This is a genomic window from Streptomyces sp. NPDC052101, assembly GCF_040680235.1.
In the GTDB taxonomy this organism is placed as follows: Bacteria; Actinomycetota; Actinomycetes; order Streptomycetales; family Streptomycetaceae; genus Streptomyces.
The window spans coordinates 592346-616831 of the sequence record NZ_JBFAWH010000002.1 but is presented as its reverse complement, the minus strand read 5'-3'; the positions used below and the strand labels follow the sequence as shown (position 1 = coordinate 616831).

General features: G+C 72.2%; 19 protein-coding genes, 1 tRNA gene and 3 pseudogenes. 13 read left to right on the top strand and 10 right to left on the bottom strand.

Translation table 11 applies throughout. The annotated features are described in order from the left end of the window. Positions 1 to 69: 69 nt before the first annotated feature. Positions 70 to 4149 (bottom strand): WD40 repeat domain-containing protein, encoded by a 4080-nt coding sequence (locus AB0L75_RS06425; RefSeq protein WP_365176192.1) that lies wholly within the window; start codon positions 4147 to 4149, stop codon positions 70 to 72. 565 nt (positions 4150 to 4714) lie between these two features. On the opposite strand from AB0L75_RS06425, the gene AB0L75_RS06420 reads away from it, so the two are divergent. Then, positions 4715 to 5140, top strand: coding sequence for a hypothetical protein (locus tag AB0L75_RS06420; protein ID WP_365176190.1), 426 nt, complete (start codon positions 4715 to 4717; stop codon positions 5138 to 5140). Between the two features lie 343 nt (positions 5141 to 5483). Then, positions 5484 to 5672: a ferredoxin gene (locus AB0L75_RS06415; protein WP_365176188.1), complete on the top strand. Its 189-nt coding sequence runs from the start codon at positions 5484 to 5486 to the stop codon at positions 5670 to 5672. A gap of 119 nt (positions 5673 to 5791) precedes the next feature. Here the strand turns inward: AB0L75_RS06415 and AB0L75_RS06410 are convergent, their stop codons facing one another. Continuing rightward, on the bottom strand, positions 5792 to 6139 hold the full coding sequence (locus tag AB0L75_RS06410; protein ID WP_365176186.1) for a DUF6344 domain-containing protein: 348 nt from the start codon (positions 6137 to 6139) through the stop codon (positions 5792 to 5794). Between the two features lie 349 nt (positions 6140 to 6488). Between AB0L75_RS06410 and AB0L75_RS06405 the strand changes: the two genes are divergently transcribed. Both AB0L75_RS06405 and AB0L75_RS06400 read left to right on the top strand, forming a co-directional pair. After that, entirely contained in the window at positions 6489 to 6617 is a 129-nt protein-coding gene (locus AB0L75_RS06405; RefSeq protein ID WP_003999697.1) for a DLW-39 family protein, read from the top strand. Between the two features lie 218 nt (positions 6618 to 6835). Beyond that, the gene (locus AB0L75_RS06400) at positions 6836 to 8266 is read left to right on the top strand and encodes a hypothetical protein (protein ID WP_365176184.1); all 1431 of its coding nucleotides are present in this window, start codon (positions 6836 to 6838) and stop codon (positions 8264 to 8266) included. Here AB0L75_RS06400 and AB0L75_RS06395 read toward each other — a convergent pair. Continuing rightward, positions 8230 to 9711: a serine/threonine-protein kinase gene (locus AB0L75_RS06395; RefSeq protein ID WP_365176182.1), complete on the bottom strand. Its 1482-nt coding sequence runs from the start codon at positions 9709 to 9711 to the stop codon at positions 8230 to 8232. The genes AB0L75_RS06400 and AB0L75_RS06395 overlap by 37 nt on opposite strands. A 158-nt stretch (positions 9712 to 9869) precedes the next feature. After that, positions 9870 to 10418, bottom strand: coding sequence for a DNA-binding protein (locus AB0L75_RS06390; protein ID WP_351016992.1), 549 nt, complete (start codon positions 10416 to 10418; stop codon positions 9870 to 9872). 182 nt (positions 10419 to 10600) lie between these two features. Between AB0L75_RS06390 and AB0L75_RS06385 the strand changes: the two genes are divergently transcribed. The 5 genes and pseudogenes from AB0L75_RS06385 to AB0L75_RS06365 all read left to right on the top strand — a co-directional run bounded on the left by AB0L75_RS06385 (position 10601) and on the right by AB0L75_RS06365 (position 12268). Beyond that, positions 10601 to 10673 (top strand) — tRNA-Ala (locus tag AB0L75_RS06385). A 196-nt stretch (positions 10674 to 10869) separates the two neighbouring features. Beyond that, positions 10870 to 11154, top strand: a complete 285-nt coding sequence (locus AB0L75_RS06380) for a hypothetical protein (RefSeq protein ID WP_365176180.1) — start codon at positions 10870 to 10872, stop codon at positions 11152 to 11154. Then, on the top strand, positions 11136 to 11549 hold the full coding sequence (locus AB0L75_RS06375; RefSeq protein ID WP_365176178.1) for a DNA-binding protein: 414 nt from the start codon (positions 11136 to 11138) through the stop codon (positions 11547 to 11549). The genes AB0L75_RS06380 and AB0L75_RS06375 overlap by 19 nt, the downstream gene beginning before the upstream one ends. Before the next feature lie 25 nt (positions 11550 to 11574). Continuing rightward, positions 11575 to 11670, top strand: a pseudogene (locus tag AB0L75_RS06370) (hypothetical protein); the annotation flags it as partial. 31 nt (positions 11671 to 11701) lie between these two features. Beyond that, positions 11702 to 12268, top strand: coding sequence for a hypothetical protein (locus tag AB0L75_RS06365; protein ID WP_365176490.1), 567 nt, complete (start codon positions 11702 to 11704; stop codon positions 12266 to 12268). Between the two features lie 228 nt (positions 12269 to 12496). Here AB0L75_RS06365 and AB0L75_RS06360 read toward each other — a convergent pair whose 3' ends face one another. Continuing rightward, positions 12497 to 13165 (bottom strand): TetR/AcrR family transcriptional regulator, encoded by a 669-nt coding sequence (locus tag AB0L75_RS06360; RefSeq protein WP_365176176.1) that lies wholly within the window; start codon positions 13163 to 13165, stop codon positions 12497 to 12499. A 69-nt stretch (positions 13166 to 13234) separates the two neighbouring features. On the opposite strand from AB0L75_RS06360, the gene AB0L75_RS06355 reads away from it, so the two are divergent. The 3 genes and pseudogenes from AB0L75_RS06355 to AB0L75_RS06345 all read left to right on the top strand — a co-directional run. Continuing rightward, entirely contained in the window at positions 13235 to 14086 is an 852-nt protein-coding gene (locus AB0L75_RS06355) for a hypothetical protein (RefSeq protein ID WP_365176174.1), read from the top strand. Positions 14087 to 14157: 71 nt separating this feature from the next. Next, entirely contained in the window at positions 14158 to 15669 is a 1512-nt protein-coding gene (locus AB0L75_RS06350) for a serine hydrolase domain-containing protein (RefSeq protein ID WP_365176172.1), read from the top strand. Between the two features lie 127 nt (positions 15670 to 15796). Further along, positions 15797 to 15934 (top strand): annotated as a pseudogene (locus tag AB0L75_RS06345) (IS1380 family transposase); the annotation flags it as partial. Here the strand turns inward: AB0L75_RS06345 and AB0L75_RS06340 are convergent. Beyond that, a pseudogene (locus AB0L75_RS06340) lies at positions 15934 to 16092 on the bottom strand (IS1380 family transposase); the annotation flags it as partial. The pseudogenes AB0L75_RS06345 and AB0L75_RS06340 overlap by 1 nt on opposite strands. A 395-nt stretch (positions 16093 to 16487) precedes the next feature. On the opposite strand from AB0L75_RS06340, the gene AB0L75_RS06335 reads away from it, so the two are divergent. Then, positions 16488 to 17555 carry a hypothetical protein gene (locus tag AB0L75_RS06335; RefSeq protein ID WP_365176170.1) on the top strand — a complete coding sequence of 356 codons (1068 nt, stop codon included), beginning with the start codon at positions 16488 to 16490 and terminating at the stop codon, positions 17553 to 17555. 126 nt (positions 17556 to 17681) lie between these two features. Here AB0L75_RS06335 and AB0L75_RS06330 read toward each other — a convergent pair whose 3' ends face one another. From AB0L75_RS06330 to AB0L75_RS06315, 4 genes are read right to left on the bottom strand one after another with little or no spacing between them, the layout of a single operon-like run. Further along, positions 17682 to 19226, bottom strand: coding sequence for a hypothetical protein (locus AB0L75_RS06330; protein WP_365176168.1), 1545 nt, complete (start codon positions 19224 to 19226; stop codon positions 17682 to 17684). Positions 19227 to 19233: 7 nt separating this feature from the next. Beyond that, positions 19234 to 21693 (bottom strand): GTPase-associated protein 1-related protein, encoded by a 2460-nt coding sequence (locus AB0L75_RS06325; RefSeq protein ID WP_365176166.1) that lies wholly within the window; start codon positions 21691 to 21693, stop codon positions 19234 to 19236. Next, positions 21690 to 22877: a hypothetical protein gene (locus AB0L75_RS06320; protein WP_365176164.1), complete on the bottom strand. Its 1188-nt coding sequence runs from the start codon at positions 22875 to 22877 to the stop codon at positions 21690 to 21692. The genes AB0L75_RS06325 and AB0L75_RS06320 overlap by 4 nt, the downstream gene beginning before the upstream one ends. After that, a complete protein-coding gene (locus tag AB0L75_RS06315) occupies positions 22878 to 24482 on the bottom strand; it encodes an Hsp70 family protein (protein WP_365176162.1) in 1605 nt (534 codons plus the stop codon). Positions 24483 to 24486: the final 4 nt, after the last annotated feature.

Sequence of the window (24486 nt, the reverse complement as noted above, 5' to 3'; positions counted from 1 at the left end):
GTGGCCAAGGGTAACAAGACTGAGCGGCTTATGGGGGCAAGTCGGTAGAGAATCAGTCAGGTTGGCCGATCATTGACCGCACGGTGGGTCGTAGGAGAGACGCGGCAGGTACTCGTGCCACTTCTGCGGGGTCAGCACGCCCCGGGTGACCGAGCAGATGTGCTCGATCGCCGCGCTCGCGTCCAGGTCCCACAGGCGGACCGTGTCGGTGCCGCTGGAGGCGCCGAGGACGTTGCTCCCGGAGCTGAAGGACAGGAACGTGCCCGATCTGGCGTTGGGGCTCATCGACTGGCCGATGGGGGTCGCCGAGGCGGGGTCGGTGACGTTCCACAGCCGGACCGTGTTGTCGCTGCCGCCGCTGGCCAGAACGTGTCCGTCCGGGCTGAAAGTCAGCAGCTTGACGGCCTCGGTGTGACCGGTGAGCGGCGCACCCAGCGCGCTCGCCGAGGCGGGGTCGGACGTGTTCCACAGCCGGACCGTGTCGTCGTCGCTGCCGCTGGCCAGAACGTGTCCGTCCGGGCTGAAGGCGAGCGCGTTGACCGGACCGGAGTGCTTCGTGAGCCGGCCGAGCCCCCTCGGGCGAGCCGGGTCGGTGACGTTCCAGAGCCGGATGGTGCTGTCCGCGCTGCCGCTGGCCAGGGTGTGCCCGTCGGCGCTGAAGGCGAGCGCGTTGATGTAGCCCCGGTGGCCGGTGAGCGGCCTGCCGAGCGCGACGGGGTGCGCGGCGTCGGTGACGTTCCACAGCTGAACGGTGTCGTCGTCATAGGCGGTGGCCAGGGTGCGGCCGTCGGCGCTGAAGGCGAGCGCGGGCCCCGCGAAGCGCGTTCGCAGGTGGATGGGCCGGCCGGTGACCGGGTGGGACGGATTGCCGATGTTCCACAGGTACACCGAGTGGTTGTTGGTGAGGACGGCGAGGGTGCGGCCGTCGGGGGAGAACACCAGCGGTGCGCGGTGGCCGCCGTCCGCCTGCATGAACGGTTGGCCCAGCGGCACGGGACGCCCGGGCCGCGTCACGTTCCACAGCCGGAGCCTGCCGTCCCGCGCCCCCGTGACCAGCACCCGCCCGTCCGGACGGAACGCGCCGGTGCGGCCGATGATGTCCGACGTCGGCAGCGACCACAGACGCACCGTGCTGTCACCGCTGCCGGTGGCGAGGGTCCGCCCGTCGGGGCTGAACGCCAGGGCGTACATCTCCCCGCTGCTGCCCGCGAGCGGCTCCCCGACCTGTGAGGGGGCCGTCGGATCGGCCACGTTCCACAGGGTGGCCGTGCTGTCCGCGCTCGCCGCGGCGAGCCGGTCACCGTCCGGGCTGAAGGCCACCGACCAGATCGGGCCGGTGTTCCCGGTCAGCGGTGTGCCGAGCGCGGACGGGTGGGCGGGGTCGGTGACGTTCCACAGGCGGATCGTGTCGTCGGCGCTGCCGGAGGCGAGGGTGTGCCCGTCGGGGCTGAACGCCACCGAGTGCACAAGGTCCGTGTGGCCCTTCAGCGTCGTGCGGTACGGCTTCGGGTGGCGCGGGTCGGACGTGTTCCACAGCAGGATCGTGTCGTCGTCACCGCCCGCCGCGAGGGTATGGCCGTCGGGGCTGAACGCGACGCTGCGCACCGCGGCGGTGTGACCGTCCAGCACCTGGAGCTGCTTCGCCCGGCCCGGGTCGGCCACGTTCCACAGCCGTACCGTGCGGTCCTCGCTCGCCGAGGCCAGGGTGTGGCCGTCGGGACTGAAGGCGACCAGGTAGATCGTGCCCTTGTGACCGGTGAGCGGCTTGCCCAGCGGTGTCGGGTGGGCGGGGTCGGTCACGTTCCACAGCCGGATCGTTCCGTCGTCGCCGGCGCTCGCCAGGGTGTGCCCGTCCGGGCTGAACACCGCGCTGCTCACCCAGCTGGTGTGGCCGGTCAGCGGCTTGCCGAGGGGCCTGGGGCGGCTCGGGTCGGCCACGTTCCACAGCCGGACGGTCCGGTCGTAGCTGGCCGTGGCCAGGGTGCGGCCGTCGGGGCTGAAGGAGGTGAGGTAGACGGCGCCGGTGTGGCCGTACAGCGGGGTGGCCAGCGGCGCGTTCACGATCGAGATCAGCCTGCTGTACGTCCCCTCGTCGTCCGGGCGCAGCTGATGGGCGACCAGGTCGAGCTGCGCGGCCAGGGACGGATCCGTGCGCTGGGCCCGGTCGGCCTCGGCGAGCACCTGCTCGAAGACGGCGTCGTCCCGCTGCTGCCAGGCGATGACCGCCGAGACGCCCGCGACCAGCGCCAGCACCACCAGGGCCGCCACCGCGGCCCGGCTGATCCACACCGTGCGCTTGCGCAGCCGTACCGAGGCGGCCAGGAACTCCACCGCGCTGCGGGTCAGGAAGGTGTCCCCGGCCGATCTGGCCCAGCTGCGCGCCTGTTCCAGCCGGGAGCCCCGGTACAGCAGCGAGCTGTCCCGGTCGGAGTCCTCCCAGGCCCGGCCGTCCTCCTCCAGCCGCTGGCGCAGCAGCTGGTCGCCCCGGTCGTCGTCGATCCAGTGCCGCAGCCGGGGCCAGGCGTGCAGCAGTGCCTCGTGGGTGATCTCCACGGTGTCCGCGTCCAGCGTCACCAGCCGGGCCCGTACCAGGGCCTCCAGGGACTCCTCCGTCTTGCCGGGGTCCGCCGACTCCGCCGCGAGCTGGCGCCGGGTGCCCCGCCGGCGCGTGGCCTGGGTGTCCTCACCGAGGCGCACCAGGCGCAGCAGAAGCAGCCGGGCCGCCGTACGGGCCGCCGGGTCGAGCCCCGACCAGGCGCGCTCGGCGGTCGCCGCGACGGCCCCCTGGATGCCGCCGGCCGCGCGGTAGCCGGCCAGCGTCAGCCGGCCGGCCTTGCGGCGCTGCCAGGTGGCGAGCAGGGCGTGCGAGAGCAGCGGGAGCACGCCCGCGTCGTGCGCCCCGCGCGGGCCGTCGGCGCTCACCTCGCGGACGATCAGCTCGGCGAGCCCCGGCTCCAGCTCCAGGCCGACCGCCTTGGCCGGTCCGGTCACCGCGTCGCGCAGTTCGGCGCTGGTCAGCGGGCCGAGCACCATGTGCCGGTGCTGGAGCGCGTCGGCCAGCTCCGGGTAGCCGAGGCACTGCTCGTAGAAATCGGCCCGGATACCGAGGACGACGCGGACCGGGGCGGGCCCGTGCGCGTCGGCGGGCGGGGTGCAGGCGGCGTGCAGAAGCTGGATGAACGTACGCCGGTCGGCCTCGTCGGCGCAGAGGGTGAACGCCTCCTCGAACTGGTCCACGATGACGACCGGCCGGCGCTCGGGCGGCGCCTCGCGGTGAGCCCACTGCGCCATGGCCTCCCGGGCCGCCCGGGCCACCCGGGGTGAGTCGGAGCCGGGAACCGCCGGATTCTCCGTCGCCTCCTGCTCGGCCCGGCGTGCGTCGGCGGCTACCTCGGTGAGATCGGGGATACGGCGCACCAGCTCACCCAGCGGGTCGGCACCGGGGACGAGGTGCAGGACGCAGTCGGCCGCGTCCTTGCCGTCACCGGTGGCGCTGGCGGGCGTGCTGACGGCGCCGGACGGCGCGCCGGATCCCGCGTGCAGGGCGCCGCCGCGGACGGCCGGCACCAGGCCGGCGTTCAGCAGGGAGGACTTGCCCGCTCCCGAGGCGCCCACGAGCATCACCAGACCGCCGGTCCGCTCCGCGGCGCGCAGCTGGGCGACGAGCGCGCTCGTGCTGCGCTCCCGGCCGAAGAACCACCGGGCGTCCTCCTGCCGGTACGGGGCGAGCCCCCGGTAGGGGCAGACGACGCCGGCGACGGGCGGGCCCTCGGCGGGCGGCCGGTCCTCCTCGGCGGGTGGCGCGACCCGCTCGCCGACCGGGTCGGCCAGCGCACGCTCCCACAGGCGCTGCCAGTGGACCAGGTCGTACAGGCCGGTGGACACCGGCGCGGGCCGCAGGCGGCGCGCCTCCGGGATCAGGATGTGCAGCACCGCCGCGAGAGCGGTGAACTGGGCCGGCACGTTCTTGGCCCGGCGCCAGTCGCTGATCCGCTGCGCGGACACCCGCACGGGCCGCCCGCGCTCGTCGATGCGCTGCAGCCGTACGACCGCCTCGGCGACGCTCTTGAGGGGAGGATTTCCAGCCTCCTTGTACAGCAGCGCGAGGCGCTCGGCGAAAGCTGTGCGTGTCCCTGAGTCGGAACCCAAGGTCCCACCCCTTTACTTTTCCCCCCGCGTCTGGCCGTCCGGACCGGAAAACCCACCTTATATGGCTGACCTGCGATTACGCACCGGACCGGAGATCGTGGTCTCCTCGGCGGCGGGCAACAGATGGCAGGATCCGGACGCGGTCGGTGACCCGTCACGCACCGTCCGAACAGGCCACGGGCCTGTGTTCGGCGAGACCGACCGTGGCACCGATCGATCTCGGCCAGACTCCACCGACGACATGCGAGCGGATCCCGCCCACGGCGGCTCCCGTCCTCGACCCGTGCCGAGCCGACATGGCACGGGTCGACACCCCGCACCGTCCGGTACCGGTCCCCACGAGGGGAGGGACCGGTGCCGGACGGTGGGGGTTCATGAGACAAGCCCGCGTCAGCTGCTCGCGCCGAGTCGGTCGTGAAGAGACCGGGAGCACAGGTCCGGCAGTCCCTGGATATCTGATGCTCCGTCAGATACGGTTGCTCCGCCGGCTTCCCGAAGGGGTGAGTGCGCCATGCGCAAATGTCCTCCTTGTCCGACACCGCCCGGTGCTCCGCGCTGGGTCGCGATGTTCCACCAGCCCGCCCGGGACTCCTGGACGGTGGCCGCCGAGTCCCCGCACCGGGCTCCCGTGCTGTACGCCGTCGCAGACATGACCCAGACCGTGCGGGCGCGCGGCGAGGAGGCGACGGTCGCCCTGTGGGGGCCGGAGGACGGCGCCTGGCGCCTCTTCGACGCCCCGGCCGCCAAGGAGACCGCCCCTGCCCCCGCCGCCCCGCCCGGCACGCCCGCGCCCGCGCCCGCGCCCGCCAGGCTCGCGGAACGCATGACGGGCCGCCGGCACCAGGTGCTCCTGGCCGGTCTGGGCAAGGCGGGCCTGTACGACCTGGGCGCCGAGGACGGCGAGGCGGTGCGGACGATGGCCGAGCTGCTCGACGAGCCCACGGTCCGCCGCGTGGCCCACTGGCTCTCGGTCGCGGGCGGGGAGCGCTAGGGCCTGTCCGGCGGATCAGGTCGCAGGAAAGCGACGGCGCCTCATAAGCGCAGGTGAGCGGGGGCTGGTGCGTCCAGCTGCAAGGCCGAGGAGGGAGTCGACGGTGGGGGAGCGTCGGCGACCGACGACAACGCCGCAGATGGGCGTGCCAGCCCCCGCGTCTGCGACAGGATCCGTCGGACAGGCCCTAGCCGGGCCGGTTCGGCGTTCGGGGGTGGTGGCGCGAACCGGGTCGGTCCGGTGTGCGGGAGCGGTAGCGTGACGCAGGACCGGCTCGGCGTGCGGTTCGCCGGGCAGTGACGTCCGGGACGCCACCGTCCACGACCGCAGGACTGGAGGACGCATGAAGGTCTCCGTCGACCGCTCCCTGTGCTACGGCTCCGCCGAGTGCGCGCACCGGGTGCCGGCCGTGTTCGCGTTCGAGGACGGCTACGGCGTGGTACGGCCCGGCCGTCAGGAGTCCCCCGACGATCCGGAGCTTCGGGAGGCGGCCGAGAGATGCCCCTCGCAGGCGATCGCGCTCACCGAGTAGCCGACAGGGTCACAACAGCGCGAGACCCCCGGCCCAACCCGGCCGGGGGTCTTTCCGTCTCGAATGGTGCGTACGCAACTCGCCCTGGTGTCGAGACGTCGCGCTCTGCGAGGGGGCGGTCAGCAGTCGAGGCCGGCCGCCGAGGGTTCTTCGGGGACTGCCGCGTTCTCCGTCAGGGAGTCGGTGACGGGCCGGTGCCTGCAGCTCGGGGACTTTCCGTGGGCCTCGGCCCGGATGCGCTGCTTCATCGTGGGGGGAAGGGCTCTGCCGTGGGACCAGGACCAGTGGCGTTGTGCCGGGATCGCCGGGGCGGTCCGCCCCGCGGTGCTGGTGCGGGTGCTCTCGGTCTGCGGTGCGGCCGTCGCGGTCGTGGCGGCCGTGGTGGTGATGAGTCCGAGCGCCGTGCACAGCGCGAGGAAGGCGGTGACGATGGCGGTCCACAGGTTCATGACCTTGTTCTGGGTCATGGCCCCTCACTTTCGGGTCGGGCGATTTGCGTACTTTCCTCATGATGTGTATGTGGGTCGCGAAGTGGTGGACCGACGCCCGTGGCGCGTCGATGTTCAGATCAACACCACCCGGATGGCCGCAAGGGGGTCGGAAAACTGCCAAAACCAGGTGAGGATGAGCGAAGAGGGAGCAAAGTAACCGTCCGTGGAGGTGTGATCACCCTCCGATCGGAACAGCGTCCGACCTGGCCTATTGCGCTGCCGGGGGCGGGAGTTGGGGGCCCGCGCAGATCACCGATCGATATCGGTCGGTGTGTATAGTCGGGCGCCAGAGGTCCCCTACGTCAAGGAAAGACGAGGTCGCGCGGTGAAGAAGCTGCTCCTGGTCGCACTGGCCGCCATCGGCGGGCTCCTCGTGTACCGCCAGATCCAGGCGGATCGCGCCGAGCAGGATCTGTGGACGGAGGCGACTGACTCCGTGCCCACGGGTTCGTGAGTGCCGATACCAGAATCTGAACAGACCCCGACCGCCGGCGCGGTCGGGGTTTTGTCTTGTCCCCGTGTTGCGGGGGCCCGGCGAGTGGGGTAGGCGTTCGTGGGGGCGCTCGGAGCACGGCGGGGGCGCGGGCGAGGTCCGGTACGGCGAGTGCGACCGCCACGTGCGGCGCAAGGGGAGGGCGGCACGTGCGGGGGCGAGGACGACGTACGACGCGTATGACGTGGACGACGCGTCGGTGGGGGCGTACGGCGTGGCGGTGGGGGGAGCGGTGGGGCGGACGCCGGGCGGGCCTCGGCGCCCGGGCGGTGCGGACGGCCCTGCTGCCGGGACTGTGCGCGCTGCTCGTCCTGCCGCCCGCTGCCGCGTCGGCAGCCCCCGCCGAGGACGCGGGGCCGCAGCCGTACGCCTTCGCGCCCGGCGCCCGTACCGTCGCGGGCGCGACGGACCCCGCGACGGCCGAACGGCTGGATCCCGGCCATATCTACCGCAGCTCCCTGCCGAGGAACGGCAAGCTCTACTACCGGCTCGAACTCGACGCCGCCGACACGGCGTACATCCCCGTCACCGCCGTACCCCCGCCGGACGCCACCGTCTCCGCCACCGACGGGATCAGGGTGTCGATCCAGGACGCGCACGGCACGCCCTGCCTCTTCTCCGCCGCCCGTTTCGGCGCGGGGCTCAGCCCGCGCCCGATCACCGCGCTGGCGCAGCGGGAGGCGGGCAGGACCCTGTGCCAGGGCAAGGGGACGTACCGCCTGCTCGTCCAGCGCCTCGACGCCGAGGGCTCCGGTGCCTCGGCCCCGGCGCAGCCCTGGGACCTGGAGATCGCGCCCGCCACGGAACCGCGCCCGGGGCGGGCCGGGGCCACCTCCGCGCCGCAGGCCTGGGACTCCGCCACCCCCGAGCCGCTCGGCGGCGCACCCCGCGACAGTTTTGGCGGCACCGGTTTCGGCTCGGCCCGCACGCTGGGCCAAGGGGTGTGGCGGACCGCTCTCGCGCCCGGTGAGACCCGGTTCTACAAGGTGCCGCTCGACTGGGGCCGGCAACTGAACGCCTCCGCCGAGCTGGCCGCTGCCTCCGGGCACGGGTATGTCGGCGGCGCCCTGAACCTCTCGCTCTACAACCCCGTCCGCGGCTACGTCGAGGACGCCGCCCTCGGCTACACCGGTGTCCGCAGATCCGCCGTGCTCCAGCCGCCCCCGCCGGTGGAGTACGCCAACCGGTACGCCGTCCCCGCCGGGGTGACCTCCGTCCGCTTCGCGGGCGACTACTACCTGGCCCTGCATCTCAGCGCGCAGCTGGCCGGCACGTTCGGGCGGGGGCCGTTCGGCGTGACGCTGCGGGTCCGGGTGGCCGGGCGGGCGCACGCGGGGCCGCAGTACGCCGGGCGGCCCGTGCCGGGTGATGTATTCACGATCAGCGAGCAGGACCGGGCGGCGGCGCTCACCGGGAGCAGCGCAGGCGCGGATGGCGCGGGTGGTGCGGGTGATGCGGGTGGTGCGGCGGCCGGGGGCGACCCCGGGATGAAGCTCGTCGCGGCCGGTGGGATCGGCCTGGGCACGGTGCTGCTGCTGGTGCTCGCCCTGTGGACGGTGACGGCGCGGCGGGCTCAGACGCGGGCCAGCGCCCAGAAGCCCACCGCGTAACAGGCCAGCGCCAGCAGCAGGATCGGGACCGCGGCCTTGGCCGGCGGCCCGGCCCACCGCTTCCTGCCCGCCCTGCCCGCTCTGCGCGCCCGGTGTGCCCTGTGCCCTTGCGCGGGCGTACCGGAAACCGGCTGGGCCGGAGGCGGAACCTGCGCGTCCGAAGCGGTGTACGAGGCAGTGGGGGGAGTGGGTTCAACGGAGGTCTCGGCACGATGCCCCTGCATCGCGCTCGGCGAAGGACCGTAGAAGTGCGGCGGGTGGAACGGGGGTTGGGAGGAGGGCCGGGGAGGCGGCGGGGGCTGCTGGAGGTACGGGGAGTGCGGAGGGTACGGCGGGTACGGGGAGGGGTCTGCGGCCTGCGGTACCTGATCGGCGCGATGGCCGCCCTGCTCGGCGGCGTTCCGGGATGGCTCTTGGGCGTACGGCCCGGAGGGCGAGGGCTCCTGGGGCGGCGGCAGCCGGAAGCTTCCGGTGTCCGAGAGGGAGCCGGTGCCCGCGGCGGCGTCCGGGGCCGGAGTCGTGTCCGTGCCCTCGACCAGTTCCAGGGCCACTCCGGAGGCCGTCTTGAGGGGGCCGTCGGGGGCGAAACCGGGCGGCAGCGGGCCGAGCTGGTCGAAGATCTCGATCAGCTCGTCGTCGGGCTCGGGCTCCGGCAGGAGTTCCGCGGCGGAGGCGAGCGCCTTGCGCGCACCCGTCGCGGTGCGGAAGCGCGTGTCCGGGTCGGGCTGGAGCAGTGTGGCGACGACCTGCCAGAGCGGTTCCGGAATGCCCTTGGGCGGGCCGGGCGTCCCGTGCTCCGCGAAGTGCTGCACGAGCGCCTTGGCATCGGGCTTGGCGCCTTCGAGGAGATACAGCGCGACCAGGCCCACGGCGAACAGGTCGGCGGGGAAGTCGGGTTCGGAGCCGAGCATCTGCTCGGGCGCGAGATAACCGGGCGTGCCCACCACGAGGTTGGTCTCCGTCAGGCGGGGTTCGCCGAGCCGCATGGCGATGCCGAAGTCGGACAGCCGCAGCCGCGGCCGGCCGGTTCCGGTGGCTTCGAGGAGGACGTTGGCGGGCTTGATGTCCCGGTGGATGACGCCCTCGGCGTGGACGGCGGCGAGACCGGACAGGAGCTGGTCGAGCAGGGTGCACACGAACGCCGGTGGCAGGGGACCGTAGTCACCGACGAGATGGACCAGGGAGCCGCCGCCGACCAGGTCCATGGTGAACAGCACCTTGTCGTCGTCGGCGGCCCAGCTGGCCGGGGCGAGGACATGCGGGTGATCGATCCGCAGGGCCTGCTCGCGCACGAAGCGCAGCAGGGAGTGGGCGTCGCGCTGCTGGAGCACCTTGGCGGCCACATAGCGCCGTCGGCGGTGGTCCCAGGCACGCCATACGGCGCCCACGCCACCGCGTCCGATCGGATCGGCCAGCTCATACCGCCCGGCGAAGACCTCACCCATGGCAGCCCATCACTCCTCCCCCTGGCCCCCCGCCAGTCCCCCGGCCCCCTTGCTTCCCCACTTCCCCGTGCTTCCCCCCTGCACCCCCTGGTCTCCCCCGGTCCCTGCCCTGCCCGGCCCGGTTCTGGATCCTTTGCGGACCGGGCCGGCCGTGGCCGCTAGTTCTGGTGGGACTGGTAGTGCGCGACGGCGTCGGAGGTGCGGCCGGCGCCGTAGACGCGGAGGAACTCCGCCAGTTCCGGATGGCTCGGGGCGAGGCTGTCCGCGGCGTCGATGATGTCGCCCGCGGCGGCCACCGAGCGCAGCAGCGACTGGATCTCGCGGACCACCCGCTTGACCGTCGGTGCCCCCGAACCGCTCGTGGTCTGGGTGGTGTTGCTGAGCACGGAGCCCCCCTGAGACTTCTTGATCTCGTCCATGCGCTGGGTCGCCTCGGCGGCACTGACGCTGCCGTCCGCGACCTGTGCCGCCAGCTCCTGCAGCAGCTGCACCCGCTGGACCACGGCGGGGTTGCCGATCTTCGCGCGCTGGCCGCTCATCAACTGCGACAGCATCGGAGCGGACAGCCCGAGGACCGCCGCGAGCCGGGCCTGATTGAGCCCGAGATCGTCGATCAGCTTACGGAAGAGCGCCCCCAACGGCTCTCCGTACCAGTTCCGCTGCAGCTCCCGCGCTCTCGCGGTGGCTTCCTGCTGTGCGGCGTCCATTGCGTCTCCCCATCGCTTCCCCTGAAAACCGCGGTTCGCTGTAGCGAACCACGTCGAGCATCCTACGGAGAGTGGTCATCCGCGGGGACCCCCAATCTTTTTGCGGGATACCGGGGGTGACCCGGTACTCTGGTCTGCGGCGCCCACCGGAACGCGACACCTCCGGCAGGCTGCTGCTTTTCGGGGCCTTAGCTCAGTTGGTAGAGCGCCGTCTTTGCATGGCGGATGTCAGGGGTTCGACTCCCCTAGGCTCCACTCCTTTTCACCCCTCTGACCTGCATAAACGTAGTCAGGGGGGCGTTTTTGTCTCCATTTTCCGTGCTGACGTGTCAGCACAGTGATGCTGACGCAAGCCTGTGGTTGCCGGGCTTGGGGCGGCCTTCGCTCCCCGCTTGATCCCCTGGGAGGCGATGGACTTTCCGGTTTCCTACTCGTTTGACACAATGGGGTCATGTCTGAGGCGACGTACAGCATCGGTGAGGGGCCGGCGACCCGGGTCAGCCTGTCTCTGCCTGAGGGAACCGCGGAGGCGATCCGGGCCCGGGTCGGTAAGCGGGAGTTCTCCGCGTTCATTGCCGCGGCCGTCGAGCGGGAGCTGAGGGGGCAGGTGCTGGACGAGTACCTGGCCGACTACGAGAGCCGCAAGGGGCCGGTGTCCGAGCAGGCGCAACAGCGGGCGCGGCAGGTGTTCGACGAGGTGTTCGCCGAGGAAGACCAGTGGCCCGCCGCAAGCTGAGTCACGAGGGGACGCTGGTCCTGGACAGCGTGGGGCTCTCCCAACTGCTCGCTGACGACGAGACCGTGGTGGCGCTGGTCGCGGAGGCGCGCTCGCGTGGCATGGAAGTGGTGATCTGTGCGCTCACCATCATCGAGTCTGTGCACGCCCGCACCAACAAGGCACGGCTGAGCTGGCTGTTGTCCGGCCTTCGCGTGATCCCGGTGGGGGATGAGGAGGCAAAGGCGGCCTCAGCACTGCTGATGGGGGCAGGGCTGCACGGTCACAAGTACGCCATCGACGCGGCCGTGGCCGAGATGGCGCTTCGGCAGCAGCGGCCTGTGGTCATGCTGACCTCGGACATCGACGACATGGCCAAGCTCTGCGGCGAAAGAGTCCGCCTCGTTTCCGTGTGACCAGTTCTCGTCGCGTGGGGCGAGGATGACATCCGCGGAGCTGCGCAAGGACGCCCATGCGAAGGCGGGGTTTCGGGCCTGGGTGGTGTCCGGTGAGACCGGCGCTGCTCTGAGTAGGCGCAACACGCACCGGCGCCGAGACCGTCGAGCTGATGCAACGCCGAGTGGCCGACGTGCCCGACAAGTGGACGGTCAGCGCGGATGGTTGGACCCTCTACGACTGGGACGGCATCGCGGGGTACGGCCACGACGGCGCCGCGATCGGCCAGTACGGCTACCTCCGCGTGGTCCCGCAGGCGGGCGTGGCCGTCGCACTGCTCACCAACGGCGGCGGCGCGCGCGAACTCTACGCGGCGCTCTTTCGCGAACTGCTCGGTGATCTCGTGGGCGTGCGGATGCCGGACGCCTTCGAACCGCCCGCGCAGGCACCGGTGGTGGACTTCTCGCGGTACGTCGGGACGTACAAGCGCGCCGGTGTCGTCATCACCGTCACCGAGCGCGATGGCGCGCCCCACCTGGTCTACGAGTTCGTGGACGGCATGAAGGACTTCTCGTCGCCCCTGGACGTGGAGCTGTACGCCGTGACGGAGTCCGTCTTCGCGGGGACGGGCGCGGGCCCTTCGTTCAGCGAGGGTTACATGCCGGTGGTGTTCTCGACGCTGGGTGACGGCACGGAGTGCTGCTACATCGGGATGCGAGCGGCGCCGAAGGTGGCGTGACGCCGGGGGCGCCTATCCCTTTCGTCAAGCAGTAGGGGCTCGTTCGGTGGTAGTTGGTCAAGCTGCTTGGGGGACGTCGTGAGGTTCGAAGAACGTCCCGTCGCGGAGCATGGCGAAGAGGACGGCTTGTCGTCCCCCGCCCGTGCATCTGCGTGGACACCGAGGCCGGCGCCACGCGATGAGCTGGTCGAACCGGCGCCGACGACGCCAAGCAGTCGCACCTCGGTACTAGCTCCTCACGTCCAGTTCTTCGGACGGCGCCCATCCGGACGGCGGCCGGATCAGCGTCCCGATGCCGGCGCAGAGCAGGTCCAGGCTGCGGGTGAACTTCTCGTCCGGCCCGTGCTCGGCCGCGGCGGCAACCGTCCGGGGGAAGCTCCGGTGGAGGGCGGCACCGTCCTCGGCGGTGACTGGCACCGCGGGTGGCTCGCTCTGCTCCTGGAGCACATAACCGGTGACGTGGCTGAGCACGGTGTCGGCGGCGGTGCCGCAGTGCTCCGGGGGCACGCCGGCCTCGGCGAGGGTGGCGAGCAGCCGTTCCATCAGCGAGAGCGCGCCGGGGCTGAGGGTTTTCGGGCCGCCGGCGAGCATGATCGCCCCACCGGGGTGCTGCCGGATGCTCTGCCGCAGGGCGACGGCCTGCGCCGTGACCCGCGCCGGCCAGCCTGCCTGCGCGGGCAGTCCGGCCAGGGCGGCGGTGCCGGCCTCGTATGCCTGCCCGGCCACCCGGTCGGCCATCAGCTGGAGCAGCGCGGCCTTGCTGGGCACGTGGTAGTAGAGGCTGCCGGCGTGCACGTCGAGCCGGTCCGCGACCTGCCGCACGGAGAAGCCGTGGTAGCCGGTCCGGGCGAACACCGCCATCCCCGCGTCGATGATCCGGTCTGCGGTTAGCTTCACGGCCGCAGTCTAGCGAGCCGAGTCAGCTTTCAAACACTGTTTGAAAAAGCTCCGGATCAGGCTACCGTCGTGATCATCGAAGTCGCACACGGCTGGGAGGGGGTGGTGACGATGGGCATCCTGCTGTTCAACGTGACCACGGCGGCACTGATGGTGCTGATGTTCAACGGCGGTCTGGCCCTGGTCGGCCAGAGCACACTGGGACGGCGGCGGATCCCCTGGGCCGGCGTCGGCCTGACCGGGCTCGGGCTCGCCGGGGTGGCCCTCCAGCTCTGCTGGTCGGGGGCGATGGGCGCGCTCGACGCGGACCCGTCGAAGTCCGGCTGGTGGCGCGTGGTCACCTCGGTCTTCATGCAGAACGGCGGCTTCGGCGGGGCGGCCTGGAACATCGCCACCCTTGCCGCCGTCGCGGCCTTCGCCGACTGGTTCTGGGGTGCGCCGCTGACGCTCGGCCTGTTCGCCGCGGGCATCCTGCTGCCGGAGCAGATCGACAAGCTGTGGGGCCAGACCTCCCACAGCACTGACCCCCGCAACTTCGCCGGCAGCTCCGGCGCCACCTACTTCCTGGGCGCGACGCTGGCCGCGGCCCTGCTGCTGCGGGGCGGCGCCGACGAGAACTCCGGCAAGGCCGCCGGCCAGGGTGCCGAGCAGGGCTCCGACGACGAGGGCGCGAGCCGCGGCAAGGCCGTCCGCAAGAACCGGCTGCTCGCGCTCGGCGTGCCGGTGCTCGGCCTGGCGATGTGGTTCGCGCAGGAGAACGGGCACGGGCTGGTCTCCTGCTACGGCTTCGCCCTCGGCGCACTCGCCTGGGCCGTGTTCCGCACCGTCCTGCACCCGGACCGCGACCTCCGGCAGCCGCCGCGCACCACGGTCGCCTCGCTGACCGGGCTCGTCGTCCGGCGGACCCGCAGCGCCGGCTAGTCGGCAGGTCCCCGCCCCCACCCCGCCCCACCCCACTTGCGCCGTTCCACCGAGACCATGAGGGAGCCAGCATGTCGGAAAACCTGCGCCGGGAAGTGTCGCAGCTCGTCGACCAGGAGGTGGCCAAGATCCTGGAACAGACCGACCGTGACGTGGCCCGTACGGTCAACCGCGCGCTGGGCGTGAGCGACGGCGCCCCGGCGTTCGACACCGCCCGCTGGCAGGCCCGGCTCGGCGAGCTCCTCGCCGCCCACCACATCCCCGGCGCCGCCCTCGCCGTGCTCGCCGACGGCGAGATCCACGAACTGGCCGCCGGCATCCTGCACACCGGCACCGGCGTCACGGTGACCCCGGACTCCGTGTTCCAGATCGGCTCCGTCAGCAAGGGCTACACCGCCGCCATGGTGGTCCTGCTCGCCGACGCCGGGAAGGTGGACCTCGACGCACCGGTCGCGGACGTCCTGCCGGACTTCGCGGTCGCCGACGCAGGGGCCACCCGGACGATCACGCCGCGCCAACTGCTCAACCACACCAGCGGCATAGAGGGTGACCACGTCAACGACACCGGCCGGGGCGACGACTGCCTGGCCCGCTACATCGAGGGCGCACGGACCGTCGGCCTGACCAACCCGCCCGGCGTCACCATGTCGTACTCCAGCACCGCCTACAACGTCCTCGGCCGGATCGTCGAGGTGGTCACCGGCCAGACCTGGGACGAGGCGCTCAAGGAGCTGCTCCTCGCCCCGCTCGGTCTTGAGCACACCATGACCCTGCCCGAGGAGGTGCTGCGCTTCCGCGCCGCCATGGGGCACATGGGCGAACCGGGCGAGACCCCCGTCCCCACCCCGCTCTGGAACATGCTGCCGCGCTCGGCCGGCCCGTACGGCGGGATCAGCGCGACCGCCGCCGACGTGGCCCGGTTCGCGCGGGCCTTCGTGGACGGCGGCACCGCGCCGGACGGCACCCGGGTGCTGCCGGCCGCCGTGGTCGACGCGATGCTGACCCGCGAGGTCGAGATGCCCGACCAGTGGTTCCTCGGCGCCCACTGGGGCCTGGGCTGGGGCCTGTTCGAGTGGGACGGTGCGCGCGGCTTCGGCCACGACGGCAGCACCTTCGGCCAGCTCGCCTACCTGCGTGCCATCCCGGAGAAGGGCCTCGCCATCGCCCTGCTGACCAACGGCGGCGGGGCCGCGCCGAAGGTCTTCGAGGCACTCTGCCGCGAGCTCTGCGCCGAACTCGCCGGGGTCACCATGCCCGGGTTCGCGCCGGCCTCCGAACCCGTGGGGGTGGAGACGGAGCCGTTCCTCGGCAGCTACAAGCGCGAGGGCTTCCTGATGACCGTCGCCGACGGCGACGGCGGCCCGGGCACGCTGCGGCTGAGGTACGAGGGCGCGGACGGCCTGGCGGGCACCTTCGACCCACTGGTCTGGCACCTGACCCCGGTCTCGCACACGCCGGCGAAGACAGTGTTCGCCGGCCGCCGCAACGAGAAGGACGCGTGGATACCCGTGGTGTTCTACGCCCTCGCCGACGGCAGCCGGTACGTCCACTTCGGTGTCCGCGCGACGGCCAAATCCGCCTAGCCTCGGGCTTCCATGACAGCTCGCCGGTTCATCTGGCGGGCTGTCTCTGTCTGTGCTGTGGGTTTCGGGCATGACCTCGGCCCGGCAGTCGCGTCGGGTGGGCGCCGGGTTCCAGTGCTCCGGAGGGGAGGTCTGGCTGGAGATTGTCCAGATCGCCCTCGACCTGCTCGCCTGGATGCCCATGTCTGCTCTGACCGGCACCGCCCGGGTGTGGGAGCCGAAACGCCCGCGCCTGCGGTTGTTCGCCGTCGCTGCCCAGCTGGTCTGGTTCTGCGCGGCGTCGTGAAAAGGCAGATTGCGCAGGCCGGTGGCGCGGGCAGCGCGGATGCGGTCCTCGGCCCTCGCGCGCTGGCGGTGCCGCAGTTCGAGCGCGGCGATGGGGACGTTCCTGGTGTTGGTGGCGAAGAACGTCAGGCGCATCCCTCGGGCCGGCCGTTCAGGCAGTCGTCGTCGAGTTCGGTGACCCAGGCGCCGTCGCGGAGCTTGCCGTCGGGCTCGACGGGGCTTGTCTCACACAGTGTCCTCAACGAGTTCGTCTTCTTTCGTGTCTCTTTCCGCGCAGGGTTGGCCACGAAGGTAGGGAAAACCCCCTGCTGAGTGGGGTGTTGGTCGCAATGCGCCGAGTGTGCCGGGAACGGCAGAGTCCAGCCATGAACATTTCTCGGTTCGACGGAAGTTCAGCCAAGCACGCCGCGCTCGCCCTGGTGTGTGCCGTGACCGTACTGGCAGCGGCCGGGTGCGACGACGACAGTCGGCGCGCTTCCCCGCCTGCTCACCCGCATCCCGCAACGCGCGGTTCGGTGGTCTCCGTGACTCCCGTGGCGGACCTGGACGCCAAGGAGGTCGCAGCCCGCGTGGCCAAGGCGGGTATCGATGCGACACAGGTCCGCTACGGCGTGCGGGCTGACCGGATCGTGTATCGCACCGTCGATTTCAAGGGCAAGCCCACCACGGCCAGCGAGTTGGTCGCGATACCGAAGAACGACGATCGCGACCTTCGGGCCGTGTCCTGGCTGCACGGCACCGAGGTGTACCGAGGAGAGGTGGCCTCGGTGAACGACGAATCGCCCGACCGGGCCACGGTGCTGCTGTTCGCCTCGACCGGGCGCGCGGTATCCGCCCCGGACTACCTCGGCCTGGGAAAAGGCCCCGGAATCCATCCGTACGGGAACCCGAAGGCGACCGTCACCGCCTCGGTGGACGCGTTGCGGGCGACACGCACGTTCGCTCGCAAGGAGGGACGCGCCCTCGACCGGCGCGTACTCATCAGCGGGTTCTCCCAGGGCGGCCCCGCCACGATGCTGGTCGGGCGGGCCCTGCAGCGGGGCGCCGATCCGTATTTCCGTCCGGGGGCCCTCGCCCCGGTCGCCGGCCCGTTCGATCTGAGCGCTTTCGAGGCCGCCGCGGCAGACGACAAGGTCGAACGGTCCTCGCTCTACCTCGCCTATTTCGCGACCGCGTGGAACCGGATGTATGGCGTGTACGGCGCCCCGGACCAGGCGTTCCGAGCGCCTTACGACAAGACGGTGGAGACGCTGTTCGACGGCGACCACAAGGCGTCGGAGATCGCGGCCGCACTGCCCAAGACCTCGAAGCAACTGTTCACCGAAGCCTTCCTTCAGAAGGTGCGCCACCCCACGGGGGATCTGCGGCGCAATCTGGAGGTGATGGACACCACCTGTGACTGGCGGCCCGACGTCCCGGTGCACCTCTTTCACGCCAGGGGCGACAAGGACGTCTCCTTTGCGAACTCCCTGCGCTGCCAGCGCCAGCTGACTGCCAATGGGGCTGACCAACAGCTCAGTGATGTCGGAGAGTTCGACCACAGCACGACGGTCCTCAAGGCCCTGCCACAGGTAGTGCACGAGTTCGACAGGGCTCGCTGAATCGACCCGCGATCGAGTGGAGGCCAGCCAATGAGGCCCACGTGTCAGATGCCCTCTGAACTGCGGAAACGCGGGCAGGGGGCATTTTGCGCCCAGCGTGCGAGGCATGGGTACGCGAACGGACGCTCACTCGCGCAGGCACCACTCGACGAATGCCGCGACACTCGGGTCCACCCGGCCCTTCTCGTCCGCCACCGCCGCCGTGCAGAAGAAACGGACCTCGCCGAACTCCAGGTGCATCGTCCGCACCAGGTTCCGCAGTCCCAGCCGCTCGCACAGCCACTCCCGGGCCGTGTCGCTGTCGTCCGGGGGGTCGGGCAGCAGGGCGGGGTGTTCCGCCAGCAGGTCGCGCTTGCTGATGGCGACGGCGAGGCGGGCCTTGTCGAGGCGGGTGCCCATCGTGCGCACGGTCTGTACCGAGCGTGAGAACACGTCCTCCGGGTCGACCGTCGAGGCCAGCGTGCGGTCCACCTTCGGGCCCGCCGGGTCGAGGCGGGTCCAGAACGCGTCCACAGCCATCGGGTCGAGGACGAAGACGAAGGTCCGGGCCTCCCGGGTGTAGCGCAGTGCGTCGGTCTCCTCGCGGTTGACGAATCGCTCGCCGGCCGTGTCGAAGATGTGCACCAGCCGCTCGGCGCGGCCGGTGCCGAGGACGAGCGAATGGGCCCGGGGCAAGGTCTTCTGGGTGGGGCGGGTGTGGCCCTGGATCTCCAGGACCTCGTTCAGCACCCGCTGGTTGGCACTCGACTCGGGGTCCGCGAGCCGGATCGCCGGCCCGCCGCTGTCCGCCGCGTCCTCCAGGGACTTCACCATCGCCGCCATCAGCTGTGTCTTGCCCGCGGCCCGGCCGCCGACCAGCGGCAGGATCAGCTCGGGCATGTGCCCGGCGTCCGGGTTCATCGGCTTGCGGCAGTGTTCGTGCACGCAGTGGCCGCTCAGCCGGGCGTCCCTGCTCATCAGCATCAGCAGGGTCGGTATCCGCTCGTCGCAGGCGCACCGGCGCCGGAAGAGGCCGAAGGTGCCCGGGCGGATGTCGGCGTGCCGGCGTCGGCAGGTCGCGCGGGGGCAGTCGTACGCCGGATAGGGGACGCGTTCGAAGCAGCTCGGGCACAGCATGCCCCGGGGCAGCCCGCGCAGGAGCATCACCGCGCGGTCGGCGGCCCGCAGGGTGAGCGCGGTCAGCCGGGCGCCCGCCGCGAGCAGGGCCACGCCGAGCGCCTGCACGCCGAGGAGCAGGCCCAGCACCGGCACCGCGGCGGCGGCGCCGGCACCGAGGCCCACGTAGAGGGTCAGGCCGTACGGGACCGAGACGGAGCGGTGGACGGTGGGCGCGGTGAACTGGCGGGCGGTCACCCGGCGGTAGGCGTCGTTGACCGTGCGGACGTACAACCGCCGTCCCTGGGTGAGAAGTTGGCGCAGATCACGGGTGGCGGGGCCGAAGAAGTAGTTGCGGTGGGCCAGTTCGTCGGCGGGGCGGTACGGCGGGACGGTCACGAACTCGGGGGTGCGCAGGCGCAGCACGCCGTTGAGCAACTGGCAGTAGCGCCACAGCAGTTCACTGACCAGGGCGGTCCCGCGCAGGGCCGCGATCGCCGGGGCGAGGGCCAGGTAGAGCAGGAGCAGGGCCAGGTAGACCGCGGGGACGAGGACGAAGATCAGGATGTCGGCCATTGGCGGCTCAGCCCTCTTCCGGCCGGGGGTCGTCCGGGGACCGCCGCTGGGTGAGCTTGCGGCTCCATTTCTTCATGCGGCCCAGGCGGTCCTCGGCGTACTCCTGATAGTCGTCGGCGAGCCGCGTGTCGTAGGGGCGCAGCGCACGGGCCAGGCGGTCCAGGTCCTCGGAGCGCCAATGGTGGGCGGTGTGCAGGCGCAGCGTCCGGACGATCTCCAGGTGCGCCTGCGGCAGCACGACCCGTTCCTCGTTGACCGCGATCACCCCGGTGACATGGCTGAACAGCACCTCGTCGACGCGGCCCGAGGCCACCGCGGCCCCGTGCACGGCGTGCAGATAGCCGTCGGCGAGGGAGAAGCCGAACTCCCCGATCTCCGTGCGCAGCCGGGCCGGGTCGGCGGGCAGCCGGAGCATCGCGGCGACCAGCCGGTGGCGCTTCAGGGCGCGGGGTGCCGCCCAGGCGTCGATCTGCGGGATCCGGAACGCGCGGGCGAGCGCGGTGGCCTCGGTGGCCTCGCGCAGGTCCGCGTCCAGTCGGAGGGTGGTCCGCACGCACTCCTGGGTGACCGCCCGCAGCCAGGCGTAGCGGCCGGGCGCGGTGAGGGTGCCGCACAGCACCAGGCAGGCCCGCAGTCCCTGCTCGCCTTGGACCTCCTGCTTCACGGCGCGGTCGAACCACTCGCCGACCGCCTCGTCCACCGGCTGGTCCGACGGCAGCCGGTGGGCGATCTCGGTCGCCTCCTCGTACGTCCAGGCCGGCGACGGCTGCCGCCACAGCCCCCGCAGCAGTTCGCCGTCCGGCGAGGCCTGGCCGCGCACCTCAAGGATCCTGAACAGCAGCTCGACCGTGCGGGCGGGCTCCCGCTCGGCCTGCGCCCGCCAGTAGTGCTCCAGCAGCCGGGGCCGCTCACCGAGGTCCCGCTCGCTCAGCAGCCGGGCCGGGAACTGGGCGAACAGCTGCTCCTGACCCCCGCCCCGCTCGTCCAGCACCTCCTGCACCGCCGTCACCAGCCCGGCCCTGAACTCCGGGAGGGTGTGCACGACATGGGCGACCTCTTCGCGCAGGCCGGGGCCCGCGCCCGAGGAGCCGAGCAGGGCGCGGGCCAGGTCCAGGCTCTGGGCCGCGAGCAGCTCCGGCGGCGGGGCGAGCCGCGCGCCCACCGCCCACAGCAGCAGCCGTACCCGCTGACGGGTGTTGACGGCCTCGCCGAGCAGCCGCTGCCACAGGGCGGTGGCCCGCTCCCGCTCGGCCGGACGGGTGATCGGCACCGGGCCCGGCGCGTTCTCCACGCCGGTCACATAGGCGCGGATCCGGGACTGGTGGAGCCTGCCCTCCAGCTCCTGGTGCAGCGCAGCGTCGCCGCCCGCCTCGGCGGCCGCGCTGAGCGCCGCGAGCCGGTCGTCGTCCAGGTCCCGGTGCTTGTGGTGGATGTCCGCCGCCACCGCCGCCCGGCGCGGCCCGAGGTGACCGGCGCCGGGCAGCCAGTCGATCACCGCGCGGACGTCGGCGTCGGTCAGCTCTATGCCGCCGGCCGCCGCGGCCGCCGCCACCGGTGCGTGCCAGTCGCCCGGCGTTCGCTCCTGGCCGTGCGTGTACTCGGCCGTCCAGGACCACACCGAGCGGACCGACCCGACCCCGATCCGGGTCAGCAGCCGGACCAGGTGGTGGGTGGGCACCACCTCGGGGAAACGGCCCGCGGAGAAGTCGAAGACGGTGTACGACTCCTCGTCGTCGGGTCCGAATCCGGGGTGCGCCTCGGGCACGGTGCCGATCAGGTGCAGCCGGCTGCGGGTGGGGCGGAAGAGGTAGGTGGCGAAGGAGAGGGTGCGGACCAGCGGGGGTGGCAGGAGGTAGGAGACGGCCGCGAACCAGTGGGCGATCCGGTCCGTCGTATCGTCGATCACCACCACCGAGCCGTCCTGTGCGAGCGCCGCGAACACCGCCGCCAGCAGGGCCGGCAGCTGCTCGGCGTGCGGGTGCGCGCGCAGGAAGGCCCGCGCCGAGCGGGGGGACAGCGGGCCGCGCGGCAGCGGCGCGGGCAGCTCCGGGATCTCGGTCGTGTCGGCGACGCGCGTGGTCCACAGCGGCGAGTCCCACAGCTCGATCGCGAGCAGCCCGCCGCTGTCCGCCGTGAACTCGCCCTCGGTGTACAGGGCGTGGGCGAAGTAGTTGCCGAAGCGGCGCGCCGAGTCCCGGCCGGCGTAGCGCACGCACAGCGTGGTGGCGCCGCCCGGCCGGCCCGGGGTGTGGCAGAGGTTCACCGGGCAGCGGGCCAGCAGCTCGGGGGCGTCCGACTCGACCAGGGAGCGCGGTGGCTCGTACCCGGCCAGCCCCTCCACCCGGTGCCGGGTCTCGGCCGAGACCTGTTCGCTGACCGCGTTGAACTGGAAGCCGGAGGAACCGCTGAGCCCGTGCTCGCAGGAGGTGTAGTAGAGCTGCTGGAAGCTCCTCGTCCCCCTCGTCATCCTCGGCCCGCCTTCGGCACCGCACCGAACTCGCTGAGCAGCCACAGCAGCGGATCCGTGACCCGGTAGGGCTGGATGCCGGTGTCGGCGACCCGGGACTCGGGCGTGGCGCTGCGGCCCAGAGCGGAGACACCGAAGTAGCGGTAGCGGGCGAAGGTGTTCTCCAGGGACTGGTCGATGGGCACGCCGTCCCACTCCCTGAGCAGCCGGCGCACCTCCTCGTGGACGCTGAGGCTGTCCTCGACGTCGAATCGGCCGCGTGCGGGTGCGTGCGAGCGCAGCGGGCTGCCGTTCTCCATCAGATGCCAGAAGGCGTCCATCTTGGAGAAGACCACCGCGATCGGCGTGTCGATCTTCGCCGCCTTGCCGCCCCGCGCGGCCAGCAGCATGCCGCTCACCCGGCTCAGCACGTTGATCGGCGGGTCGATGCCGTCCATGCCGGGCAGCGCCGAGCCGGGCGCCGCGTTGTCCCGGGCGCCCGGCATCTGCAGCGGGTCGAGCAGCAGGATGATGCCGTCCGCGTTGGTCAGGTAGCGGGTGTTCAGCTCCACGCTCTCCCGGCTGTTGAAGTCCTCGCCCGCCGTGTCGAAGAACGACAGCACGCTGTGCTGCGGCCGCTCCCCGAACAGCCCCTTGCGGCGCAGCCCGAACCGGAACACCAGCGGTTCCACCCGGTTGGCGTTGGTCGTCGCGGTCTGCGTGGGCGGGAACATCTGCCGGTCGCGGTAGAGCCGGTCCTCGTACTCCGAGCTGTAGCGGCGCATGGTGGCGTCGTCCAGGCCCATCAGCGAGGCGCCGTAGGCCTCGCCGACCTGGTTGCGCATCTCGTGCAGCAGCACGGTCATGTAGATCGTCTTGCCGGACGATCTCGCGCCCACCATCGCGACCAGCCGGTTCTCCACCATCCCGAACTGCACCGGCAGTTCGACGTGGCAGACCGGGCAGATGCGGTACGTCGTCTCGCCGTCGCAGTCCGGGCACACCGCCGTCGACCTGCGGCCGTCGGCGGTGAAGTCAGGGCCCACGTCGTGGCTGGGGCGCCTGCCGAAGCGTTCGTCGAGGACCGGGTCGCGGCGGCGCTCGCACTGCTTGCGGGTCCGGCTGAGCCGGCTGTTGCAGCGGAAGCGGATCTCACGCGAGGCGAAGGTCTCGTAGCAGTAGGGGCAGGTGAGTCGTCTGGCCATTCAGGTCACTCGCAGCCGGTGCAGCGCCGTGGGGCGGATGTCGATGTCGTGGTCTTCGCCGGAGTCGGGGCCGTCCGCCGGGAAGCAGACGAGCCAGGACGGGCCTTTGGTGCTGGGGAGGGGGAACTCCACGGTGAGCGGGGTGCCGGCGGGGAGGCGCTGGGCGGGGACCTCGTGGAGCACGGTGCCCTCGGCCGTGCTGGTGGGGCGGTAGCGGCCGAGGCCGTGGACGATCCGGAGGGCGGGCAGCTCGCAGCCGGTCCGGGCGGTGAAGGTGACGGTCGCGACGCGGGCGCCGGTGAGGCGGCGGCGCAGGGAGGGTTCGTACTCGACGATGGGGGGTTCGGCCGGGATACGCAGACAGGCGGCGCCCTCGGTGTCGGCGGTGGGGTCGGGGACCAGGGCCTCGACGGTGAGCGTGAGCGCGCCCCGGCCGACGGGAAGGTCCAGGCCGCCGTCGTGTTCGTAGACCCGGCGCTGACAGCGGATGTCGCCGTCGCGGGGGCGGGTCGCTGCCGCGTCTTCATGGCGCCAGCGGACACGAGCCGTGAGGGCGGAGTCGGGCCAGGCCCACAGGACGAGGAGGTGGTCGTCTCGGCGGATGGCCTGGAGCTGGGTCACGGGGACGGAGTGGAGGGTGCGGGACGGTTCTGGGTGCGGGTGCGGGTGCGGGTGCGGGTGCGGGTGCGGGTGCGGGTGCGTTTCGGGTTCGGGTTCTGGTTCTGGTTCTGGTTCGGGTGGGGGGAGGGGCGGGGTGGTTGCGGTGGGGGGTTCGCTGCGGGGCGGTGGGGGGTGCTCGCGCCCGCGCGGCGGAGCCGCATGTGTCTCGGCCCCGCGCCCCTCTGGGGCGCTTTTTGGTTCGGGATCTTCCACGGAAGTGGACCAGGGCTGCGGTTCCGGGTCCTCCAATTGAGGGGGAAAGTCGGTCCCCGTCGGTGCCGGGCCCGTGGCGATGCGCAGGAGGCCGAAGTCCTCCAGGAGCAGGAGGCCGTGGACGACGGCCAGTTCGGGGGTGGTGCAGCGGACCGTCAGACCCTGGGCCTCGGCGAGGTCTTCGAGGTCCGTGCGGTGGGCGGGCGTGGTGTACAGGTCGCCGGAGAGGAGTACGGCGTCCGGGGCCGCCTCGGTCAGTTCCCGCGCTGTCGCGGTGCGGGCGTGGTCGTCGGCCAGCTGCTCGGTGCGCGTGGTGACGATGCGTACCGTCAGGTCCGGGGTGATGGCGAGGACCGTCAGGTCCACTGTGGTCGCGGCCTGGTCGATCACCAGGACCGTGCGGTGCACGCCCTCGTCGATCGCGCCGTAGTGCAGGGCCACGGCGACCGGTTCCGGGACGATGCGGTTGACGCGCAGGCCCGCGTCCTCGGCGGCGCGGCGCAGGCGGGCCTCGGCCTCGCGGCCGGCGGACGCGGGCAGGCCGAGCACCGCCTCCTCACCCGGCGCCACGGCCTCCTCGCCCGTGGCTCCGGCGAGGAGCAGGGTCAGTGCGGCGGCGGGGTCGGCGACTCCGTCCGTGCCGGCCAGGTCCGTCACCGTCGCGGTCGGACGGCCCTGCGGGTCGAGCCGGCCGGTGCGGGCGACGCGGTGGCCGATGGCGATGCCGAGCATGTGT